This window comes from Arcicella aurantiaca (assembly GCF_003148625.1).
Lineage (GTDB): Bacteria > Bacteroidota > Bacteroidia > Cytophagales > Spirosomataceae > Arcicella > Arcicella aurantiaca.
On record NZ_QGGO01000012.1, the window covers coordinates 89,998 to 105,621 of the forward strand.

The 15,624-nt window shown below is 35.5% G+C and carries 13 protein-coding genes; 6 read left to right on the forward strand and 7 right to left on the reverse strand.

Going from position 1 to position 15,624, the window contains the following annotated elements; genetic code table 11:
• Nucleotides 1-141 precede the first annotated feature (141 nt).
• Together LV89_RS12700 and LV89_RS12705 are read left to right on the forward strand one after the other, a co-directional pair.
• Nucleotides 142-600 (forward strand): hypothetical protein, encoded by a 459-nt coding sequence (locus tag LV89_RS12700; protein ID WP_109743275.1) that lies wholly within the window; start codon nt 142-144, stop codon nt 598-600.
• Nucleotides 579-914, forward strand: coding sequence for a hypothetical protein (locus LV89_RS12705; protein ID WP_109743276.1), 336 nt, complete (start codon nt 579-581; stop codon nt 912-914). The genes LV89_RS12700 and LV89_RS12705 overlap by 22 nt, the downstream gene beginning before the upstream one ends.
• A gap of 94 nt (nt 915-1,008) precedes the next feature.
• On the opposite strand, the gene LV89_RS12710 is transcribed toward LV89_RS12705, so the two are convergent.
• The 3 genes from LV89_RS12710 to LV89_RS12720 form a co-directional block, all read right to left on the reverse strand.
• Complete coding sequence (locus LV89_RS12710) at nt 1,009-3,354, reverse strand: M1 family metallopeptidase (RefSeq protein ID WP_109743277.1); 2,346 nt, start codon at nt 3,352-3,354, stop codon at nt 1,009-1,011.
• A gap of 132 nt (nt 3,355-3,486) precedes the next feature.
• Complete coding sequence (locus LV89_RS12715) at nt 3,487-4,299, reverse strand: HNH endonuclease family protein (RefSeq protein WP_109743278.1); 813 nt, start codon at nt 4,297-4,299, stop codon at nt 3,487-3,489.
• The gene (locus LV89_RS12720; protein WP_109743279.1) at nt 4,296-5,441 is read right to left on the reverse strand and encodes an AAA family ATPase; all 1,146 of its coding nucleotides are present in this window, start codon (nt 5,439-5,441) and stop codon (nt 4,296-4,298) included. The genes LV89_RS12715 and LV89_RS12720 overlap by 4 nt, the downstream gene beginning before the upstream one ends.
• A gap of 389 nt (nt 5,442-5,830) precedes the next feature.
• On the opposite strand from LV89_RS12720, the gene LV89_RS12725 reads away from it, so the two are divergent.
• From LV89_RS12725 to LV89_RS12735, 3 genes are all read left to right on the forward strand, one after another.
• A complete protein-coding gene (locus tag LV89_RS12725) occupies nt 5,831-6,316 on the forward strand; it encodes a hypothetical protein (RefSeq protein ID WP_109743280.1) in 486 nt (161 codons plus the stop codon).
• Nucleotides 6,317-7,089: 773 nt separating this feature from the next.
• Entirely contained in the window at nt 7,090-9,567 is a 2,478-nt protein-coding gene (locus LV89_RS12730; RefSeq protein WP_109743281.1) for a S8 family serine peptidase, read from the forward strand.
• 23 nt (nt 9,568-9,590) lie between these two features.
• Nucleotides 9,591-9,932, forward strand: a complete 342-nt coding sequence (locus tag LV89_RS12735; protein ID WP_109743282.1) for a LytR/AlgR family response regulator transcription factor — start codon at nt 9,591-9,593, stop codon at nt 9,930-9,932.
• Nucleotides 9,933-10,065: 133 nt separating this feature from the next.
• Here the strand turns inward: LV89_RS12735 and LV89_RS12740 are convergent, their stop codons facing one another.
• From LV89_RS12740 to LV89_RS12755, 4 genes are all read right to left on the reverse strand, one after another.
• Complete coding sequence (locus LV89_RS12740) at nt 10,066-10,650, reverse strand: LutC/YkgG family protein (protein WP_109743283.1); 585 nt, start codon at nt 10,648-10,650, stop codon at nt 10,066-10,068.
• Nucleotides 10,651-10,757: 107 nt separating this feature from the next.
• The gene (locus LV89_RS12745; protein ID WP_109743284.1) at nt 10,758-12,131 is read right to left on the reverse strand and encodes a lactate utilization protein B; all 1,374 of its coding nucleotides are present in this window, start codon (nt 12,129-12,131) and stop codon (nt 10,758-10,760) included.
• 74 nt (nt 12,132-12,205) lie between these two features.
• Nucleotides 12,206-12,943 carry a (Fe-S)-binding protein gene (locus LV89_RS12750; protein WP_109743285.1) on the reverse strand — a complete coding sequence of 246 codons (738 nt, stop codon included), beginning with the start codon at nt 12,941-12,943 and terminating at the stop codon, nt 12,206-12,208.
• Nucleotides 12,944-13,099: 156 nt separating this feature from the next.
• Nucleotides 13,100-13,954, reverse strand: a complete 855-nt coding sequence (locus LV89_RS12755; protein ID WP_109743286.1) for an AraC family transcriptional regulator — start codon at nt 13,952-13,954, stop codon at nt 13,100-13,102.
• Nucleotides 13,955-14,349: 395 nt separating this feature from the next.
• Here LV89_RS12755 and LV89_RS12760 point away from each other — a divergent pair, with 395 nt between their 5' ends.
• Nucleotides 14,350-15,579, forward strand: coding sequence for an MFS transporter (locus LV89_RS12760; RefSeq protein WP_109743287.1), 1,230 nt, complete (start codon nt 14,350-14,352; stop codon nt 15,577-15,579).
• Nucleotides 15,580-15,624 lie beyond the last annotated feature (45 nt).

The following is a 15,624-nucleotide window of genomic DNA, read 5'->3' on the forward strand; positions in this document are numbered from 1 at the left end:
TTTAGGTGATAGTTTGGATTACATTGTGAACAAGATGCGAGTGATTGCGATAATAAAAAAGAGTCATTCCGATTTATTAAGAACTACACTCAATACATAATTTCAATTTTATTTAGTAATTTTAGTAAAAAGTATTGTAGATTGAAAACAGAAACAGAAATTATAAATTTGTCGGATGCCAAACTTAGAGTTGCCGAATTTTTATTACAGAATAATTTTTTTGATGATGCTTATTACTTAGGCGGATATTCATTTGAACTTTGCCTAAAAGCTAAAATTTGTAAAACATTAGATATTGCAGATTTTTTTGATTTTGATAATACCAAAAATAGAAGACTGCCTGCAAGCCGAAATAAAAGTAAAGATAACTTGTATAAATCCTTTAAGGTGCATGATTACGAGCAGTTATTGATTCTATCAGGTTTATATACTGTGTTTTCAGAAAAAATATCAACAGATTTAGAATTTGAAGCTGATTGGTCTGTTGTTAGTAAGTGGGATGAAAGTCTTAGATATTCAAAGGGAGTAAATGAAATGGATGTTAAATCTTTTATGCAATCAATAAAAAATATAATAACATGGTTGAAACAATATCTTTAGAAGATTTAAAATTAAAGCTAAAAGGTATTTTTTGTGCTGAAAATAAAACGGACAAAAAATATTCGGATATATGGTTATCTGATGTTGATTTTGGTGGATTATACCAAAGCGATAAATTTGTGCTTAATGTAAAGGCAGAACATCAAATTATGTCTTGTAATGAAGAAATAAAATATATTATTACTAATCTTTTTAAACAATTAACTAAGGAGGAACGGACATTTATATGGAGAGTAGATGTTTACAATTCCCATGAACAGGTTCATTGTCAAAGTGACGATATAGTCATTTATACGAATGCAAATCCTTGTTAGTTTTAGTATTTAACTTAGGGATAAAAATGGATTGTAAAATATTATTTTACAATCCATTTTATTTTATAAACTTTCGTGATGTTACTATAAAGTGTTAATTTTTAGCTCCCTGCACTGCCGAACCTGATTTTTTCTGTGCTTCTTGCATCGGGTTTAGTTGTGATGGACGTTGTCCTTTGAAAACTTGGAAACGTGATGGTTGCTCTGGCTCACGTGGGAAAGTGTTGTCTTCTGTCTCAATATCCGCAATTTCCATGAATGGGTCAAGTGTCCATTTTGCTACTTTTTTATCAGTTGGAATTACTTTCTTGATTTCTTTGTCGTTCAAACGCCAAATCTCCGCAGGGAATCTGAACACTTCGTTTGTTCCGTCTTCATAATTGGCTTGTACGATAACTGGCATTGGTAAACCGCCTTTGTTTTTTACGTTCAATACGTAGAAATTCTTGTTTGAATCAACTAATTTCTTTTCGTCTTCATTCAAACTCGACATTGTTTGGTCGAAACGCTTTTTATCTGCTTCTGAAGTAGCAAAACGGTCGTAAGTATTATAAAAATCCTTCATGTCTGGATTTTCTTCTACCACCGTTTTTTGAATATCTTTTTTATTACGGATATTGCTGATTGTCTGACGTTTAGCTTCTGCTTCTTTACGAGCCACTTCGCTTTTCTTTGTAGGGTCAACGTTGTCAATTCCGAACCATTCTACCGTTTCAAGTGATTGGTTTACAGGTTCAACACCATAGAACCAACCTTTCCAGAACCAGTCTAAATCAACGCCCGAAGCATCTTCCATTGTACGGAAAAAATCAGCAGGATAGGGTTGTTTGAAAGCCCAACGACGTGCGTATTCTTTGAAAGCTGCATCGAATAATTCACGTCCCATAACGGTTTCACGCAAGATATTTAAAGCCGTTGCAGGTTTTGCGTAAGCGTTTGCACCAAAAGCCATGATGTTTTCCGAATTGGTCATGATTGGCACTTGTTGCGTTGGGTCAGTTTTCATGTAAGGTACGATAAACTGAGGCTCACCACGACGAGAAGGGAAGTTTCTGTCCCATTCTTGTTCCGCTAAATATTGGCAGAAAGTATTTAAACCTTCGTCCATCCATGACCATTGTCTTTCGTCAGAGTTGATAATCATCGGGAAGAAATTGTGTCCAACTTCGTGGATAATTACGCCAATCATTCCTGCTTTTACCGCTTCCGAATATGTTCCGTCTGCTTCTGGGCGACCACCATTAAACGAAATCATTGGATATTCCATACCGCCACCCGCAACTGAATGACACGAGTACGCCACTGGGTACGGATATGCTACGCTGTGTTTTGAATATGAGCGTAAAGTGTGTGCAACTACCATCGTTGAGTATTGTCCCCAAAGTGGATTTCCTTCTTTTGGATATAAAGACATTGCCCAAACTTTTTTGCCTTCTACGTCCACCTGCATAGCGTCCCAAATGAATTTACGAGAACTCGCAAAAGCAAAATCACGCACGTTGTCAGCTTTGTAAATCCATGTTTTTTTACCTGTTGGTTTGCCTTTTTCTGCCTTTTCAGCTTCTTCTTGCGATACTAACAAAACTGGACGAGTAGCAGTTTTTGCTTTTTCCCAACGTTTCAATTGTTCAGCCGAAAGCACCGCAGTTGGGTTTTGTAATTCTCCCGAAGCACCAACCACGTGGTCGTTTGGTACGGTAAGAGCCACTTTATAATTTCCGAAAGTCAAGGTAAATTCTCCCTGACCTAAGAATTGTTTGTGTTGCCAACCATAAACGTCATTGTAAACTGCCATTCTTGGAAACCAATGAGCGATGAAATAATTTACGTTACCATCTTTAGCAAAATATTCGTAACCCGAACGTCCGTAATATTCTGTGATTAAATAATTCCAATCAATTGAAAATGAAACGCTTGCACCCGATTTCAGAGGCGTTGGCAAATCAATACGCATCATGGTATTATTGATGGTATGTTTCAATGGAGAACCTTTTGCATCTTTTACCGAAAGAATATTGTAACCATATTTTTTGGGGTCAGTGATGTTTTTGAATTGGTCAAAACTTGCTTGTCCGTTAATTCCGCCCGTTTTTGTATTGTTACCGATAGCATCTTTTTGGAAGATATTTTGGTCTAATTGCAACCACAAATAGCCCAATTCATCAGGAGAATTATTGAAATACGTAATGGTTTCTGAACCTGTAATTTTACGTTCAACATCGTCCAATTCTGCTTTAATGTCATAATCAGCCCGTTGTTGCCAATATTCTTTTCCCGGACTTCCCGAAGCGGTGCGGTAAGTATTTGGCGTTGGTAAAATGGTTTCTAACTGCTCAAAACGCTTATTTCCATTGTAAGGATTGGTCGGAGCTTGTTGTGCTAAAAGCGATGTGCTTTGTGCAATGAGTACACCAAAAAGTAGTTTGAGTGTGTTTCGCATTGGGTTTTTAGGTTGAAGTGAATAAATTATAATGTATTGTTTTTATACGCTTTGAAATATGCTAAGGTAATGTTTTGCTGAAAAGGGTCTTTTAATTGACTGATAATCAAATTGTTGAAATTGTTTTCATTGTCAATTACAAACCATCTCAATAACGTAAATGCCCTTTTTTCGTCTTGACTTTTCTAATTCTACAAAAATCTCTTTTATTTCTGTTCTAAAATCAGTTTTATTGATTGCACCTTTTGATAATAACGCAAACGTTTTTCGTAAATCATCTTTTATTTGGTCAATAACTCTTTCGTATCGTTTCAATAATAAATCTTCACGATTAAGATTGCAAATGTTCCATGTATGAAAACCTCTTCCATTTACTCCATCAAGTTCTTTGATGGCAATTCCTTTTTTGTGAGAATCAATTTCAAAACCGAGAAAATTTTTAGGCTCATCTATTTCTGGGTGCAATAAATAAGGCTCTTCTTGTTGATTTAGATAAGTAGCATTGATTTTATTAGAACTAAATTCTCCATTTTCCAAACAGTCTTTTAAGGTTAGATGAGTCTTTTTTATTGGAAATTGGTCACCTTTTCCCCCTGCAATTTTATTACATTCATGGCACGTTGGAAGAAGGTTTGACCATTCATAACAAAGCCAAAAATAACCTCCGTGATTGGTTTGAATAACTCTGCCTTTCGGACGATAATGTTCTATATAAACTGTTGAATAGTCTTCACAATAAGCACATTTTGAGTGGTAAAATGCGTTTAATTCCTCAATTACGGCATCGCCTTTTGTTCCGTTTTCTTTAACATATTTTCCTCTGTACAAATCTGACTTTATTTTTTTTGCATCTTTACTTTCAATGATGGTTTTAAGATGGTCAAGTGTTTCTTGTTTGGTCAGTGCCAAAGGTTTTTTATTAAAGTCTTTAAAAACTTTTCTCATAGATGATTTTCTTTCAATAGGTATAATAATTCTTTTTGATTGTCCTCCGTCAAATATTCACTGATTTGTTTATCCAACTGGTCATTAAACAAAACCTCTTTGTAAGTATCTTCCGTCCGAATCATCTTATCATCACTTTTACTCTCAGGAATCAAATCTTGAAAACCAAAAATTGGTGAACTCAAAATACTATTCGGTGTCAAAACGCTAAAATCAATATCTAATAATTCTGCTTTGATGCCTTCCTCACGTGTACGAGAAACATTGATGATTACCGAATTTTTAGGAGCTCCCAACAAAGGAATTGGGCTATGTGTTGAAACGATAAATTGAATTTTTGGGAATAATTCTGTTAGCTTTTCTACGAATAATTTTTGGTATTTGGGGTGGAGATGTAGGTCTATTTCGTCTATTAGGACTATGCCTTCTAAACTTGACAAATCATCTGGGACAGATTCACGAGTTAATCTATTTATCATGTCCCCAACCATTCCCAAAATATTTTTATAGCCTGCCGCTAAATCATTTAACTCAACATTGTCTTCTAATAAATTATTTTCTGAGTCTAATTCGTAATATTTTACTTTATTTCTTTTTGTTTTTTCCTCAACTTCAACTTCAATTTTACCTAACCTTGGAATGAGTGTTTTAAATATTTTTTCAAGTTGCTCGTAACCTTTTGGATAGTTTATTTTCCAATCTTTAAAATTTTCTTCAATATTTATTAGAAGAATTTCATTGGAAAATAGAGAATCAATAGAAGAATATTTATCCATTACTTCATTTGCAGAACCTGCGGATATTCTTAATCTTGTTGAACCGTAAGCAATTACTAAATTCTCTCCTCTTAAATTTTCAAAATCATTATTAGCATTAAGAGTGAATTCTCCGTCCTTTGTTTTTGAATATTCCTTCCCATGAAAAATATGTTGAACGTTATTTTTAGGGTTAAGGTAGGTTGTAGAATTTACATAATTTGAAGATAAGTAAGAAGCTAAAAACTGCAAAACCGAAGTCTTCCCAAATCCATTTTCACCCGTCAAAAAAATCCATTGCGTATCAGGCGAAATATTATCAATTTGTGTATCAATAATTCCTCTGTAATTTTTAATATGAAATGATTTTAGGGCAATTGGTAGCATTTTCTTGTATTTTTATTTTAGAGCTATCTACTATTTTGTGGAATTTAAGGTTGGGCTTCTCCGAAGCCTGTAATTCGAGATTATTCTTATCCTATAAAGGTTAAATTTCTCCGAAATTGTCTCGGATTATACATCGGAGATGTTCAACCTTTGTAGAATATAGGGAATAATGTGTTGTTCACTTCGGAGAAGTACAACCTTAAAAGAATCCGCTAAATAAGTAAATATTTCATTTTTGTTTTATCGAAATTACAAATTTATCCTCATTCCAAAAACAAAAATCTTTTACGTCTCGTTGTTGTCAGTATCAAGTACCAAGTATTAGGTATTAAGACTTTTTACCGATGCTTTGTACCTAATACTTAATACTTAGGACAAATAAAAAAGACATGGCTCACGCAAATTTAAAATTGATTGATGCCCTTAGAATAACGGCTCAAAAATTAGCAGAAGGTGGAAATTACCAATGGGGACACATGGGTAGTTGTAATTGTGGAAACTTGGCTCAGGAATTAACGAAACTCACCAAAGCAGAAATCCATCAGTTTGCGATGGAAGGACGTGGAGATTGGCGTGAGCAAGTAGAACAATTTTGCCCAAGCAGTGGTCTGAATATAGATTTATTGATTGTTGATTTGCTAAATCATGGCTTAAATGTAACCGATTTGCAAGATTTAGAATGGCTTTCGGATAAGAAAATATTGCAACGCATCCCGCTTGAAAAAAGAAACAAAATGCGTCATAATGTACGTGAAGACGTGGTTTTGTACATGAACACGTGGGCGGATATGTTGGAAGAACAATTAATTCCGCATATTAAATTGAATCTTGATTTTCTTGCAAAAGAAGTTTTAGTAGAGTATGAGCAAGTTTAATGGTAAAATCATTTTGATTAAAACTCCCGAATAACTCCGTTAGAGGTTAAATCCTCAATGGATATTGTTTGGGATTTTTTTTAAAAAATTATTAAACAGTGTTTTACGCCCAATTGACAAACTATGATTTTTATAATCAAAAATAGACTGTAATATATTGGTAATCATATCTTTAGTAATATTTGTCCAGACGTCTAAATCTCCACACTTACCTAATTCTACTTTGGTACTCTAAAAAAAGATGAGAATTTGAGTATTTCCCGTTCAACTTCCCGAAAGTCAAATTTGCCCCATTTACTTTAAAGTGCCAAAGTAGAACTAACTTCCAGACCCTTCCGATATTAAGTATATACTTCCAATGTCTTTTTGATAAATCCGATTTCAGATTGAGTATTCATGGCTAATCCTAATTGTGCCAGCAATAAAGAGAATAAGTAAAAATGATATGCCGTTTTGACAAAATTTACCATTCACGTAATAAATCTTACCATTCACGGTGTAGAACTTACCAGTCTATTGTTTTGACAATTTTAGAAAAACATATTTGTGTCGAAATCTCGAAAAGAGAATATTTAAGAAAGAATCGTATAACTCTTTTTGAAATGAACCTGTTTATTTTTTTCGTTTTGAGTGGGTATTGAATTATTTTTTTGTCTGTAAAATAGCAGGCATAAATTGAAACGATTCACAACCAGAGGAATAAGTTTAAATAGGTCAATTGCAAATATCTATTTTTCAACATTATCAAATATTTTAGCCCACATCTCAAAATTATGCTAAACAAGTATTTAACTGCCTTTGTATTAAGCGTATCAACTTTTTATTTTTCTGCCAATGCTCAAACGGCAGAAGAACGAGTAAAAATTGTTAAAGAGTATCAAACCCAGTATCCACAAAACAAGAATGCTCGGCAAGTGGCATTGAATCAGGAGTATGTAACTTCTAAATTGCGGGTCGATGCTTATCTCAAAAAACATCCTGAAAAACAAAGAACCTTCGTGAAAAACGGGTCATTTTATTTTTTAAAGGAAATAGATGCTCAGGGAAATCCTGTTTATATCAATACAAAAAGTAATGTTGAATCAGGGATTTTAATCAAAGCTAACCAACTCTACACGGGTGGTACATTGGGCGTAAATATTACGGGTCAAAATATGGTGGTGGGTATTTGGGACGGTGGTCAAGTACGTGCCACGCACGAGTTATTATCGGGTAAGGTGGCAATGCAGGCGGAGCAAACACTGGATGGTAGTAAAACCGAAAATGGAGTAACAACTTATCCCGGAAATGACCATCAGACACACGTATCTGGGACAATCGTAGGAAAGGACATTGCTAATCAGCCATCTGCAAGAGGTATTGCCTTTGGTGCTACGGCTCTGAATTATGATTTTAGTAATGATTTTCCAGAAATGGCTTCTTTTGCGGGTCAGGGTTATTTGATTTCTAACCACTCTTACGGTGGGGCAAATGATAATACAACTCCACTTTGGAAGTTTGGTGCTTATGATAGAGAAGCTCAAAAATGGGATTCTCTTACCAATGCTAATAATTACTACCTTCCATTTGTGGCGGCAGGGAATGAACAACAATCTAACGGGAATAGTAGTAAAAGCGGCTACGATTTAATGACAGGCTCGGCGGCATCTAAAAATGCTATGACTGTTGGGGCGGTGAATGCCGATAAAACAATGTCAAGTTATTCTAACTGGGGACCTACTGATGATGGACGTGTAAAGCCCGAAATCGTAACCAGAGGTACAGGTATAAATTCATCTGTTTTTGCTAATCCAACTACTAATGTTCCTTCTGATAATTCGTATAGCGGTAGTGGAACGGAGTCAAGTGGTACATCTTATGCAGCTCCTGCCGCCGCCGCAGCAGGGCTTTTGTTGCAACAATATTATAAAAGTTTGCATGGAAATTATATGAAATCTTCGACCCTCAAAGCCTTGATGTTGGGTACTGCCGAAGACTTAGGACAAACAGGACCAGATAATAAGTTTGGTTGGGGATTATTAGATGTTGAAAAAGCTGCTAAGGCAATTAAAACAAAAAGTACAGAAGGAAATCCTACGGCACAAAGTACATCGCCTGCACCTACTCTTACAAAAGGCTCATACATAGAAGAGATTACATATAATTTACCTCCTTATATCCAAACTGACCCTAATAGAATAGAAATCAACCGTTGGGTAATTGCTAAAGGTAGCGAACCTTTGATTATTTCTATCGCTTGGGCAGATGAAAAAGGTACAGAACAGACCTCTGCCAATGGTACAGACCCTACTACCTCAAGATTGACGCATGAATATGACATGTTGGTAAGAATTACCTCGCCATTTCAAGATTCCAGACCTTGGAAACCAAGCACTATGGCAAATAGAACTGCAGATGCTACCACCCAAACAACTTGGTTTGATGGAAATGGGAATAATTATAAACAAATAAAAATATTGAATCCCGTTGCAGGTGGAGAATATAGAATTGTGGTTAGAAAAAGTGCTACTTCGCCCTCAACCCTGATGCCCCTATCTTTAGTGGTAACAGGAACAGCATTAGCAGCACCAGTGGCTTCGACTCAAACTCGTTGTACTGGTCAGACGGTAGCTAATTTAGTGGCAACAGGAACTGATATTAAGTGGTATGATGTATCTACGGGTGGTACGGCATTAGCTACCACAACGGCATTGGCAACGGGTACTTATTATGCTACCCAGACAGTAGATGGAACAGAAAGTTTGAGGACTTCAGTAGCAGTAACGGTAAATGCCGTAACTGTGCCTTCTGTAAGTATTAGTCCAATAACAGTGTGTGCAGGAGCAACACAAGCAGTTTCTACAACTGTAACCAACGGAGGTACGTCTCCTACCTACGTTTGGACAAAAAATAATGTCACTGTGGCTAATACCAAAGATATTAATATAACTAATGCAGTAGCAGGAGATGTATATGCTCTAAGAATGACGCCTTCGGCTGATGCTTGTCCAAATCCTGCAAACGCAACGGCTTCAATTACGATTGGAACAGGGTGTACATCATCAATTACAAGTGTTGCTTCGGGTAATTGGGAAAGCCCAGCAACTTGGAACTTGAACCGTCTCCCAACTAATACGGATAATGTAATTATTGACACAAATCATACAGTAACCGTTACAACTCCTGATGCAAATGCCAAAAAAGTAGAAACTCGTGGTAATGCAAAGGTGATATTTAATGACAATACAACAAAGTTGAAGTTAGGATTTTAGTACAATCATTAACACACTATTTTATGAAAACATATAAACAAAAGGGGAACTCTGCACTCTTAATTCTCAATCAAAAAACATCTACTAAGGTGTTGGTTAACAACGTAGTATTAATTAAAGGTGATGTAAATTATACTACATTTTACTTGAATGGCGGTCAGGAAAAAGTAGTGGCACACACCATGAAATTTTTTGCTAACCATCTGGAGAATTATGGTTTTTTGCGTGTTCACAGAGCGTTTATGATTAACCCAAATTATGTGAAAGAGTATAATCCTTTGGAAGAGAGCTTAATAATGTCTAATGGGCAAAAAGCAGTTATTTCAAGACGGAAACGACACGTTTTAAAGGATATAATTTCTTGAAAATGAGGAGGTAATTGATTTGTCCTGTGCGTAAGGTGTTTATATGTTTGTGGTGGCGGCCCTTAGTGATAAGCATCTCGCACAGGACAATAAAAAAACGTAAGATTTTATTTCTTACGTTTTTTTATTTGAATTATCCCAACACATAGACTGTCAAGCCTCTCGCTCCATGAGCTCCAATGACTAAACTCTGCTCAATATCTGCTGTTTTTGAAGGGCCAGAAATAAATGTTCCAAAGCCTGTATCATCAACTTTTACACGCTCGTAAGCACGGTGCATATTGGTTACAATTTCAGATTTTTTCACAACAATTACCAAATATTGGGTAATCATGGGCAAAACTCGGTGAGGAATATGTTTTTCCGAAACCCAAATAGCTCCATTTTCTGCTACCGCAAAATCGCCTTCAATGATAGCCAAATTAAGCGTTTCTAAATCATGTGGGTCGGCAATATTCAAACTAAAATCTGCTAAGTCTGAAAATTCTGCAATGGTTGTGGCTATTCTTGTAACTCCACTATAATGACTTTGAATATCGGCTTTAATTTCGTCGAAGTTTTTTACCTCAATGGCTTTTCCTCCAACAAAACTGAGTATTTCTGAAAACTTGTTAAATAAATCATCATAAACTGTCTCAAACTTAAATTGAACGTCAAGTTTTTGATAATCAGGCTGATTTGTTTTTATAGCGGATAATATTTTCTCTCTTGATGACATTTTTTTGTTAGTTACTGGTTATTAGTTACTGGTTACTGGCGAAAAGTAGAAATCAGGATTTTGATGTTTTTTATTTGACCTAATAACTAATAACCAGTAACGAATAACTAATTCCTTTTCCGAAGATACCAATCTCTGAAACTCTCTTTGGGTACTTCTGGCATTTCTCTTTGATTGTACCAAACATTCATATTATTATTGACCATGAATGGTGCTGTTTTCATCAAAAATCTACCTAATTTTCCTGCTGTTCTGTAAAATTTAGGAGAATTTAAAACGCTTGCCATTGATTTTATCCCAATACTTTTCACACTTGAAACATGACCATCTTTTACCAAAACTTGTCGCCATTTGTATAATTGGTCATGAATATCAATTTTGACAGGGCAAACATTTGAACAAGAACCGCAAAGCGTGGAGGCAAAAGGCAAATCTGCATTTTTTGCCATGTCCAAATTTGGTGCGAGAATCGACCCAATTGGTCCTGCAATAGCTGTATGATAACTATGCCCACCCGAACGACGATAAACAGGACAAGTATTAAAACAAGCTGCACAACGAATACACTTTAAAGAATTTCTAAAATCTGCTCGACCTAATTGCGTTGTTCTGCCATTATCTACAATGACAATGTGCATTTTTTGTCCTGCTCGTGGCTTATGAAAATGGCTTGAAAATGTAGTAATCGGTTGCCCTGTGGCACTTCTTGCTAATAGTCTCAAGAAAACACCCAAGTGTTCAGCCTTTGGAATGATTTTCTCAAAACCCATTGCCGCAATATGAACGTCTGCCAAATGAGCTCCCATATCGGCGTTGCCTTCGTTGGTACAAACCACAAAACCGCCTGTTTCGGCAATGGCAAAATTGACACCTGTTAAAGCTACTTTACGAGTTAGAAACGTATCTCTAAGGTGCTGACGAGCCGCTTCTGTTAAATATTGTGGGTCGGTTGCTCCTTTTTCAGTTCCTAAATGTTCATGAAAAGTATCTCCAACGTCTGATTTTTTGAGGTGAATGGCTGGCAAAACAATATGCGAAGGTGGTTCTTCACGCATTTGTACAATACGCTCTCCGAGGTCTGAATCTATCACTTCAACGCCTTTTTCTTTCAAAAATTCGTTTAAATGACATTCTTCGGTTAGCATAGATTTTGACTTTACCATACGGTTTACGCCCTCATTTTTGATAATCGAATAAATGATTTCGTTATGTTCTTTGCCGTCGGCCGCCCAGTGAACCGTAATGCCGTTTTCAGTCGCTTTTTTCTCGAATTCGGTTAAGTAATCATGTAAATTTGATAAAACATGATTTTTAATTTGTGAACCCGCTTCACGCAATTGCTCCCATTCTGGAATCTGAAAAACAGCTTTATCACGCTTAGAACGCACAAACCAAAGGGTTTCGTCATGCCAATTTACACGAGCTTCGTCTTTATTAAATTCTGTTGCCGCTGCCGAGTGGTCTATTTTTATGTTATTCATTTTATAGTTGTGAATTGTGAGTTAGTGAATTGTGAGTTAGTAATTTTCGAGAATAAATCACAACTCACAATTCACTAACTCACCACTGAATTCAATATTTCTGCGATATGTTTTACCTTGATTTTTGAACCTTGTCTTCTCAAAATTCCTTCCATGTGCATTAAACACGAAACGTCCGAACCTGTAATAACTTCTGCGTCGTTTCGGGTATGGTCGGCAACTCTGTCTTTTCCCATTTTTACGGAAACGGCTTCTTCGGTTACACAAAATGTTCCACCAAAACCACAACACTCATCTTTGCGGTCTAACTGAATTAAGGAAATCCCAGCAACCATACCTAACAGTTGTTCTGCTTTTGAGAATGGAGGAGCAACTAATTCCGACATTTGGGCGATTTTCAACCCTCTTTGTCCATGACAACTTTGGTGTAAGCCAACTTTGTATGGGAATTTTGCCGTAAGATTTTTCACTTTCAAAACGTCAATCAAAAACTCTGAAAGTTCGTAAATGTTCTTGCGTATGTGTTTAGAGGCAGTTTCGTCTGAACCATGTAAATGGTCTTTGATGTGTAAAGTACAACTTCCAGAAGGAGAAACGATGTAGTCGTAACCCTTAAAATTTTCTACAAAATTATTATCACAATCCTTATTAAGATGTTCAAAACCAGAGTTAGCCATTGGTTGCCCACAACAGGTTTGATTGAGTGGAAAAACAACTTCACAACCTAATTTTTCTAATAATTCTAAGGTTGCAATACCAACTTGTGGATAAAATTGGTCAATATAACAAGGAATAAAAAGGGCAACTTTCATATTTAATATTTTAGCGAAGTTCGATTAGCAACCTGCGAATCGTATAAACTCAGCGACAAATTATTCTGAATACTTTAACTGTTATTTGAGTTTTTGTGGATACTGTTTTCAAAGTTAAAGGACAAAACTATTCGTACCATACTGTACATTCATGGTCTAATTCATGCTAAATTTTCGTCTAAATTCAGAAGGGTTTGTTCCTTTAATTTGTTTGAAAACCCGTCCGAAATAAGATACATTATTGAAGCCACAACGGAAACAAATATCTACAATTTCTAAACCTTCCAATAACATTAAACAGGCTTGATTGACACGATATTCGTTGGTGAAATCTGTGAAAGTTTGATTGAGATTTTTTTTGAAATAATTACAAAAAGCTGGAACTGTTAGATGGCAAATGTCTGCAACTTCTTGTATGTCAATGCTTTGAGAGAAATTTTCTTCCACAAAACCATACACTTTTTTCAAGCGTTCTTGGTCTTTTAAACTAAAGTTATAGCGATTTTCGGCAGCATTTAACAGGGCATATTCTTTAGAGTTTGACAAGGTTTGCAAGATTTTCAATAAAGCTAATAGCCGCTCAAATGGCGGAACTTCAAGTAAATCACGCAATTGTTGAGCAATTTTACGTTGTGTTTCTCCACTAAAACAAATTCCTCTTTTTGAACGCTCAAATAATTTTTTGATAGACTTCATTTCAGGTCTTGATAAAAAGCCTTCTCCCAAAAAATCTTCTCTAAATTGAATGACTACTTCTTCATGTGTATCCACTGAGCCATAACCGAAACCCCCGTGTGGAAGATTTGAACCAATTAGCACTAAGTCGCCATTGGTGTAGTTGCTGAGGTGATTTCCGACGTGCCTTCTGCCAGAACCTTCAAAGACACAAACAATTTCGTATTCTGGATGATAGTGATAATGCCATTTGAAAGCATCAGCGGCAACCTTATGATGTAGAAGACGGAAAGAACTACCTTCATCAGGTTGGATAATTTCAAATTCAGTTTTCATTGGTATATAGTTTAGTTATTTAAAATTGTAACAGATGAAAGCGATGAAGAGAAGCCATATAACTTCTAAACTCGTTATATAATATTATTTATGGAATAATTGGTGTTTTTTCTATTATTAGTCTTTTATTGCTAATATTTTAATTTAAAAATTGATAAAAATATTAATATAGTTAATATTGTGAATAATGAAAGAGTAGTTATTTATTTAAAATTAGCACAACTTTGTGTAATCATTAGCCATTTTACATTATAAAGTTGAATACTATATTGAAAATACAAAAAAGCGGGCAAAAGTCCGCTTTTTTGATATTAGATTTATATAGATTAATTGGGATGGTCGTCCCTACTTAATAAATATTCACTCAATAATCCATTAACGCTCTCTCTGAAAACATGAATAACTGGAAAATCAAACTATCAATTTTTATTAATTATTTTCTGTTTGCTATTTTATTGAATAGCGTCGGAACGGTCATTTTACAAGTTCAAAATACATACGGAATTACGGAGTCTTCGGCTGCCATCTTAGAAGCATTTAAAGATTTAAGTATTGCTTTTGTGTCGTTTTTAGTGGCTTCTTACATCACAAGAATTGGCTATAAAAATTCAATGTTATTGGCTTTATTGATAGTTACAGTTGCGTGTTTGGGAATGCCTTTGGTGAATCAGTTTTGGATGACAAAATTGCTTTTTGCTGCCGTAGGGGCAAGTTTTGCTTTGATAAAAGTGTCGGTGTATGCCACAATTGGCTTAGTGGTGAAGGACAAAAGTGAACATATTAGTTTAATGAATTTCATCGAATCCTTTTTTATGATTGGGATTATGTCGAGTTACTTCATTTTTGGTGCTTTCATCGACGATACAAATCCGCAGTCAGATACTTGGGTTCATGTTTATTATCTCTTGGCTGGACTTGCTGTCTTGGCTTTCTTGTTATTATTTACTACGCCCGTTGATGAATCAAGCATTCAAAAATCGAATGACGAAAAGTCAATGGGTGGTTTTTCCGAAATGTTCCAATTGATAATTGTGCCTGTGGTCTTGGTGTTTGTGGCAAGTGCTTTCATTTATGTTTTGATTGAACAAAGTATCATGAGTTGGTTGCCTACTTTCAATAGTAAAGTTTTGCATTTACCTTCTACTTTGAGTATTCAGATGGCAAGTATTTTGGCAGCTTCAACGGCTATTGGGCGTTTTTTGGCAGGGGTAGTTTTGAAGAAAGTGAAATGGTTAACTGTTCTTATTAGCTGTATCGTATTGGCAGGGGCTTTAGTTTTATTAGCTCTTCCTTTGGCTCAAAACCTTGGCAGTGAACCCATTACAGGTTGGGGTAATGCTCCTTTAGTTGCCTTCATTTTCCCGATGATAGGTTTAGTAATTGCTCCTATTTATCCTGCTATTAATTCGGTGATTTTGAGTTCATTACCAACTCGTCAACATGGCGTAATGTCGGGATTAATTGTGATTTTTTCAGCTTTGGGTGGAACAACAGGTTCTTTAATTACAGGATATATTTTTGAACATTACGGCGGACAAAGTGCCTTTTATTTCTCTTTAATTCCAATGGCTTTGTTGATAATTTGCTTAATGTTTTTCAATAAATTATCAGTAAAGGGGAATTAGTTAATTGGTTATTGGTTAATTGGGAATTGGTTACTGGTTAATTGG

Bases quoted from the DNA above. Each gene is read 5' to 3' on its own strand.
- LV89_RS12705 (WP_109743276.1), top strand. From the start codon at position 579: ATGGTTGAAACAATATCTTTAGAAGATTTAAAATTAAAGCTAAAAGGT.
- LV89_RS12710 (WP_109743277.1), bottom strand. From the start codon at position 3,354: ATGCGAAACACACTCAAACTACTTTTTGGTGTACTCATTGCACAAAGC.
- LV89_RS12715 (WP_109743278.1), bottom strand. From the start codon at position 4,299: ATGAGAAAAGTTTTTAAAGACTTTAATAAAAAACCTTTGGCACTGACC.
- LV89_RS12720 (WP_109743279.1), bottom strand. From the start codon at position 5,441: ATGCTACCAATTGCCCTAAAATCATTTCATATTAAAAATTACAGAGGA.
- LV89_RS12725 (WP_109743280.1), top strand. From the start codon at position 5,831: ATGGCTCACGCAAATTTAAAATTGATTGATGCCCTTAGAATAACGGCT.
- LV89_RS12730 (WP_109743281.1), top strand. From the start codon at position 7,090: ATGCTAAACAAGTATTTAACTGCCTTTGTATTAAGCGTATCAACTTTT.
- LV89_RS12735 (WP_109743282.1), top strand. From the start codon at position 9,591: ATGAAAACATATAAACAAAAGGGGAACTCTGCACTCTTAATTCTCAAT.
- LV89_RS12740 (WP_109743283.1), bottom strand. From the start codon at position 10,650: ATGTCATCAAGAGAGAAAATATTATCCGCTATAAAAACAAATCAGCCT.
- LV89_RS12745 (WP_109743284.1), bottom strand. From the start codon at position 12,131: ATGAATAACATAAAAATAGACCACTCGGCAGCGGCAACAGAATTTAAT.
- LV89_RS12750 (WP_109743285.1), bottom strand. From the start codon at position 12,943: ATGAAAGTTGCCCTTTTTATTCCTTGTTATATTGACCAATTTTATCCA.
- LV89_RS12755 (WP_109743286.1), bottom strand. From the start codon at position 13,954: ATGAAAACTGAATTTGAAATTATCCAACCTGATGAAGGTAGTTCTTTC.
- LV89_RS12760 (WP_109743287.1), top strand. From the start codon at position 14,350: ATGAATAACTGGAAAATCAAACTATCAATTTTTATTAATTATTTTCTG.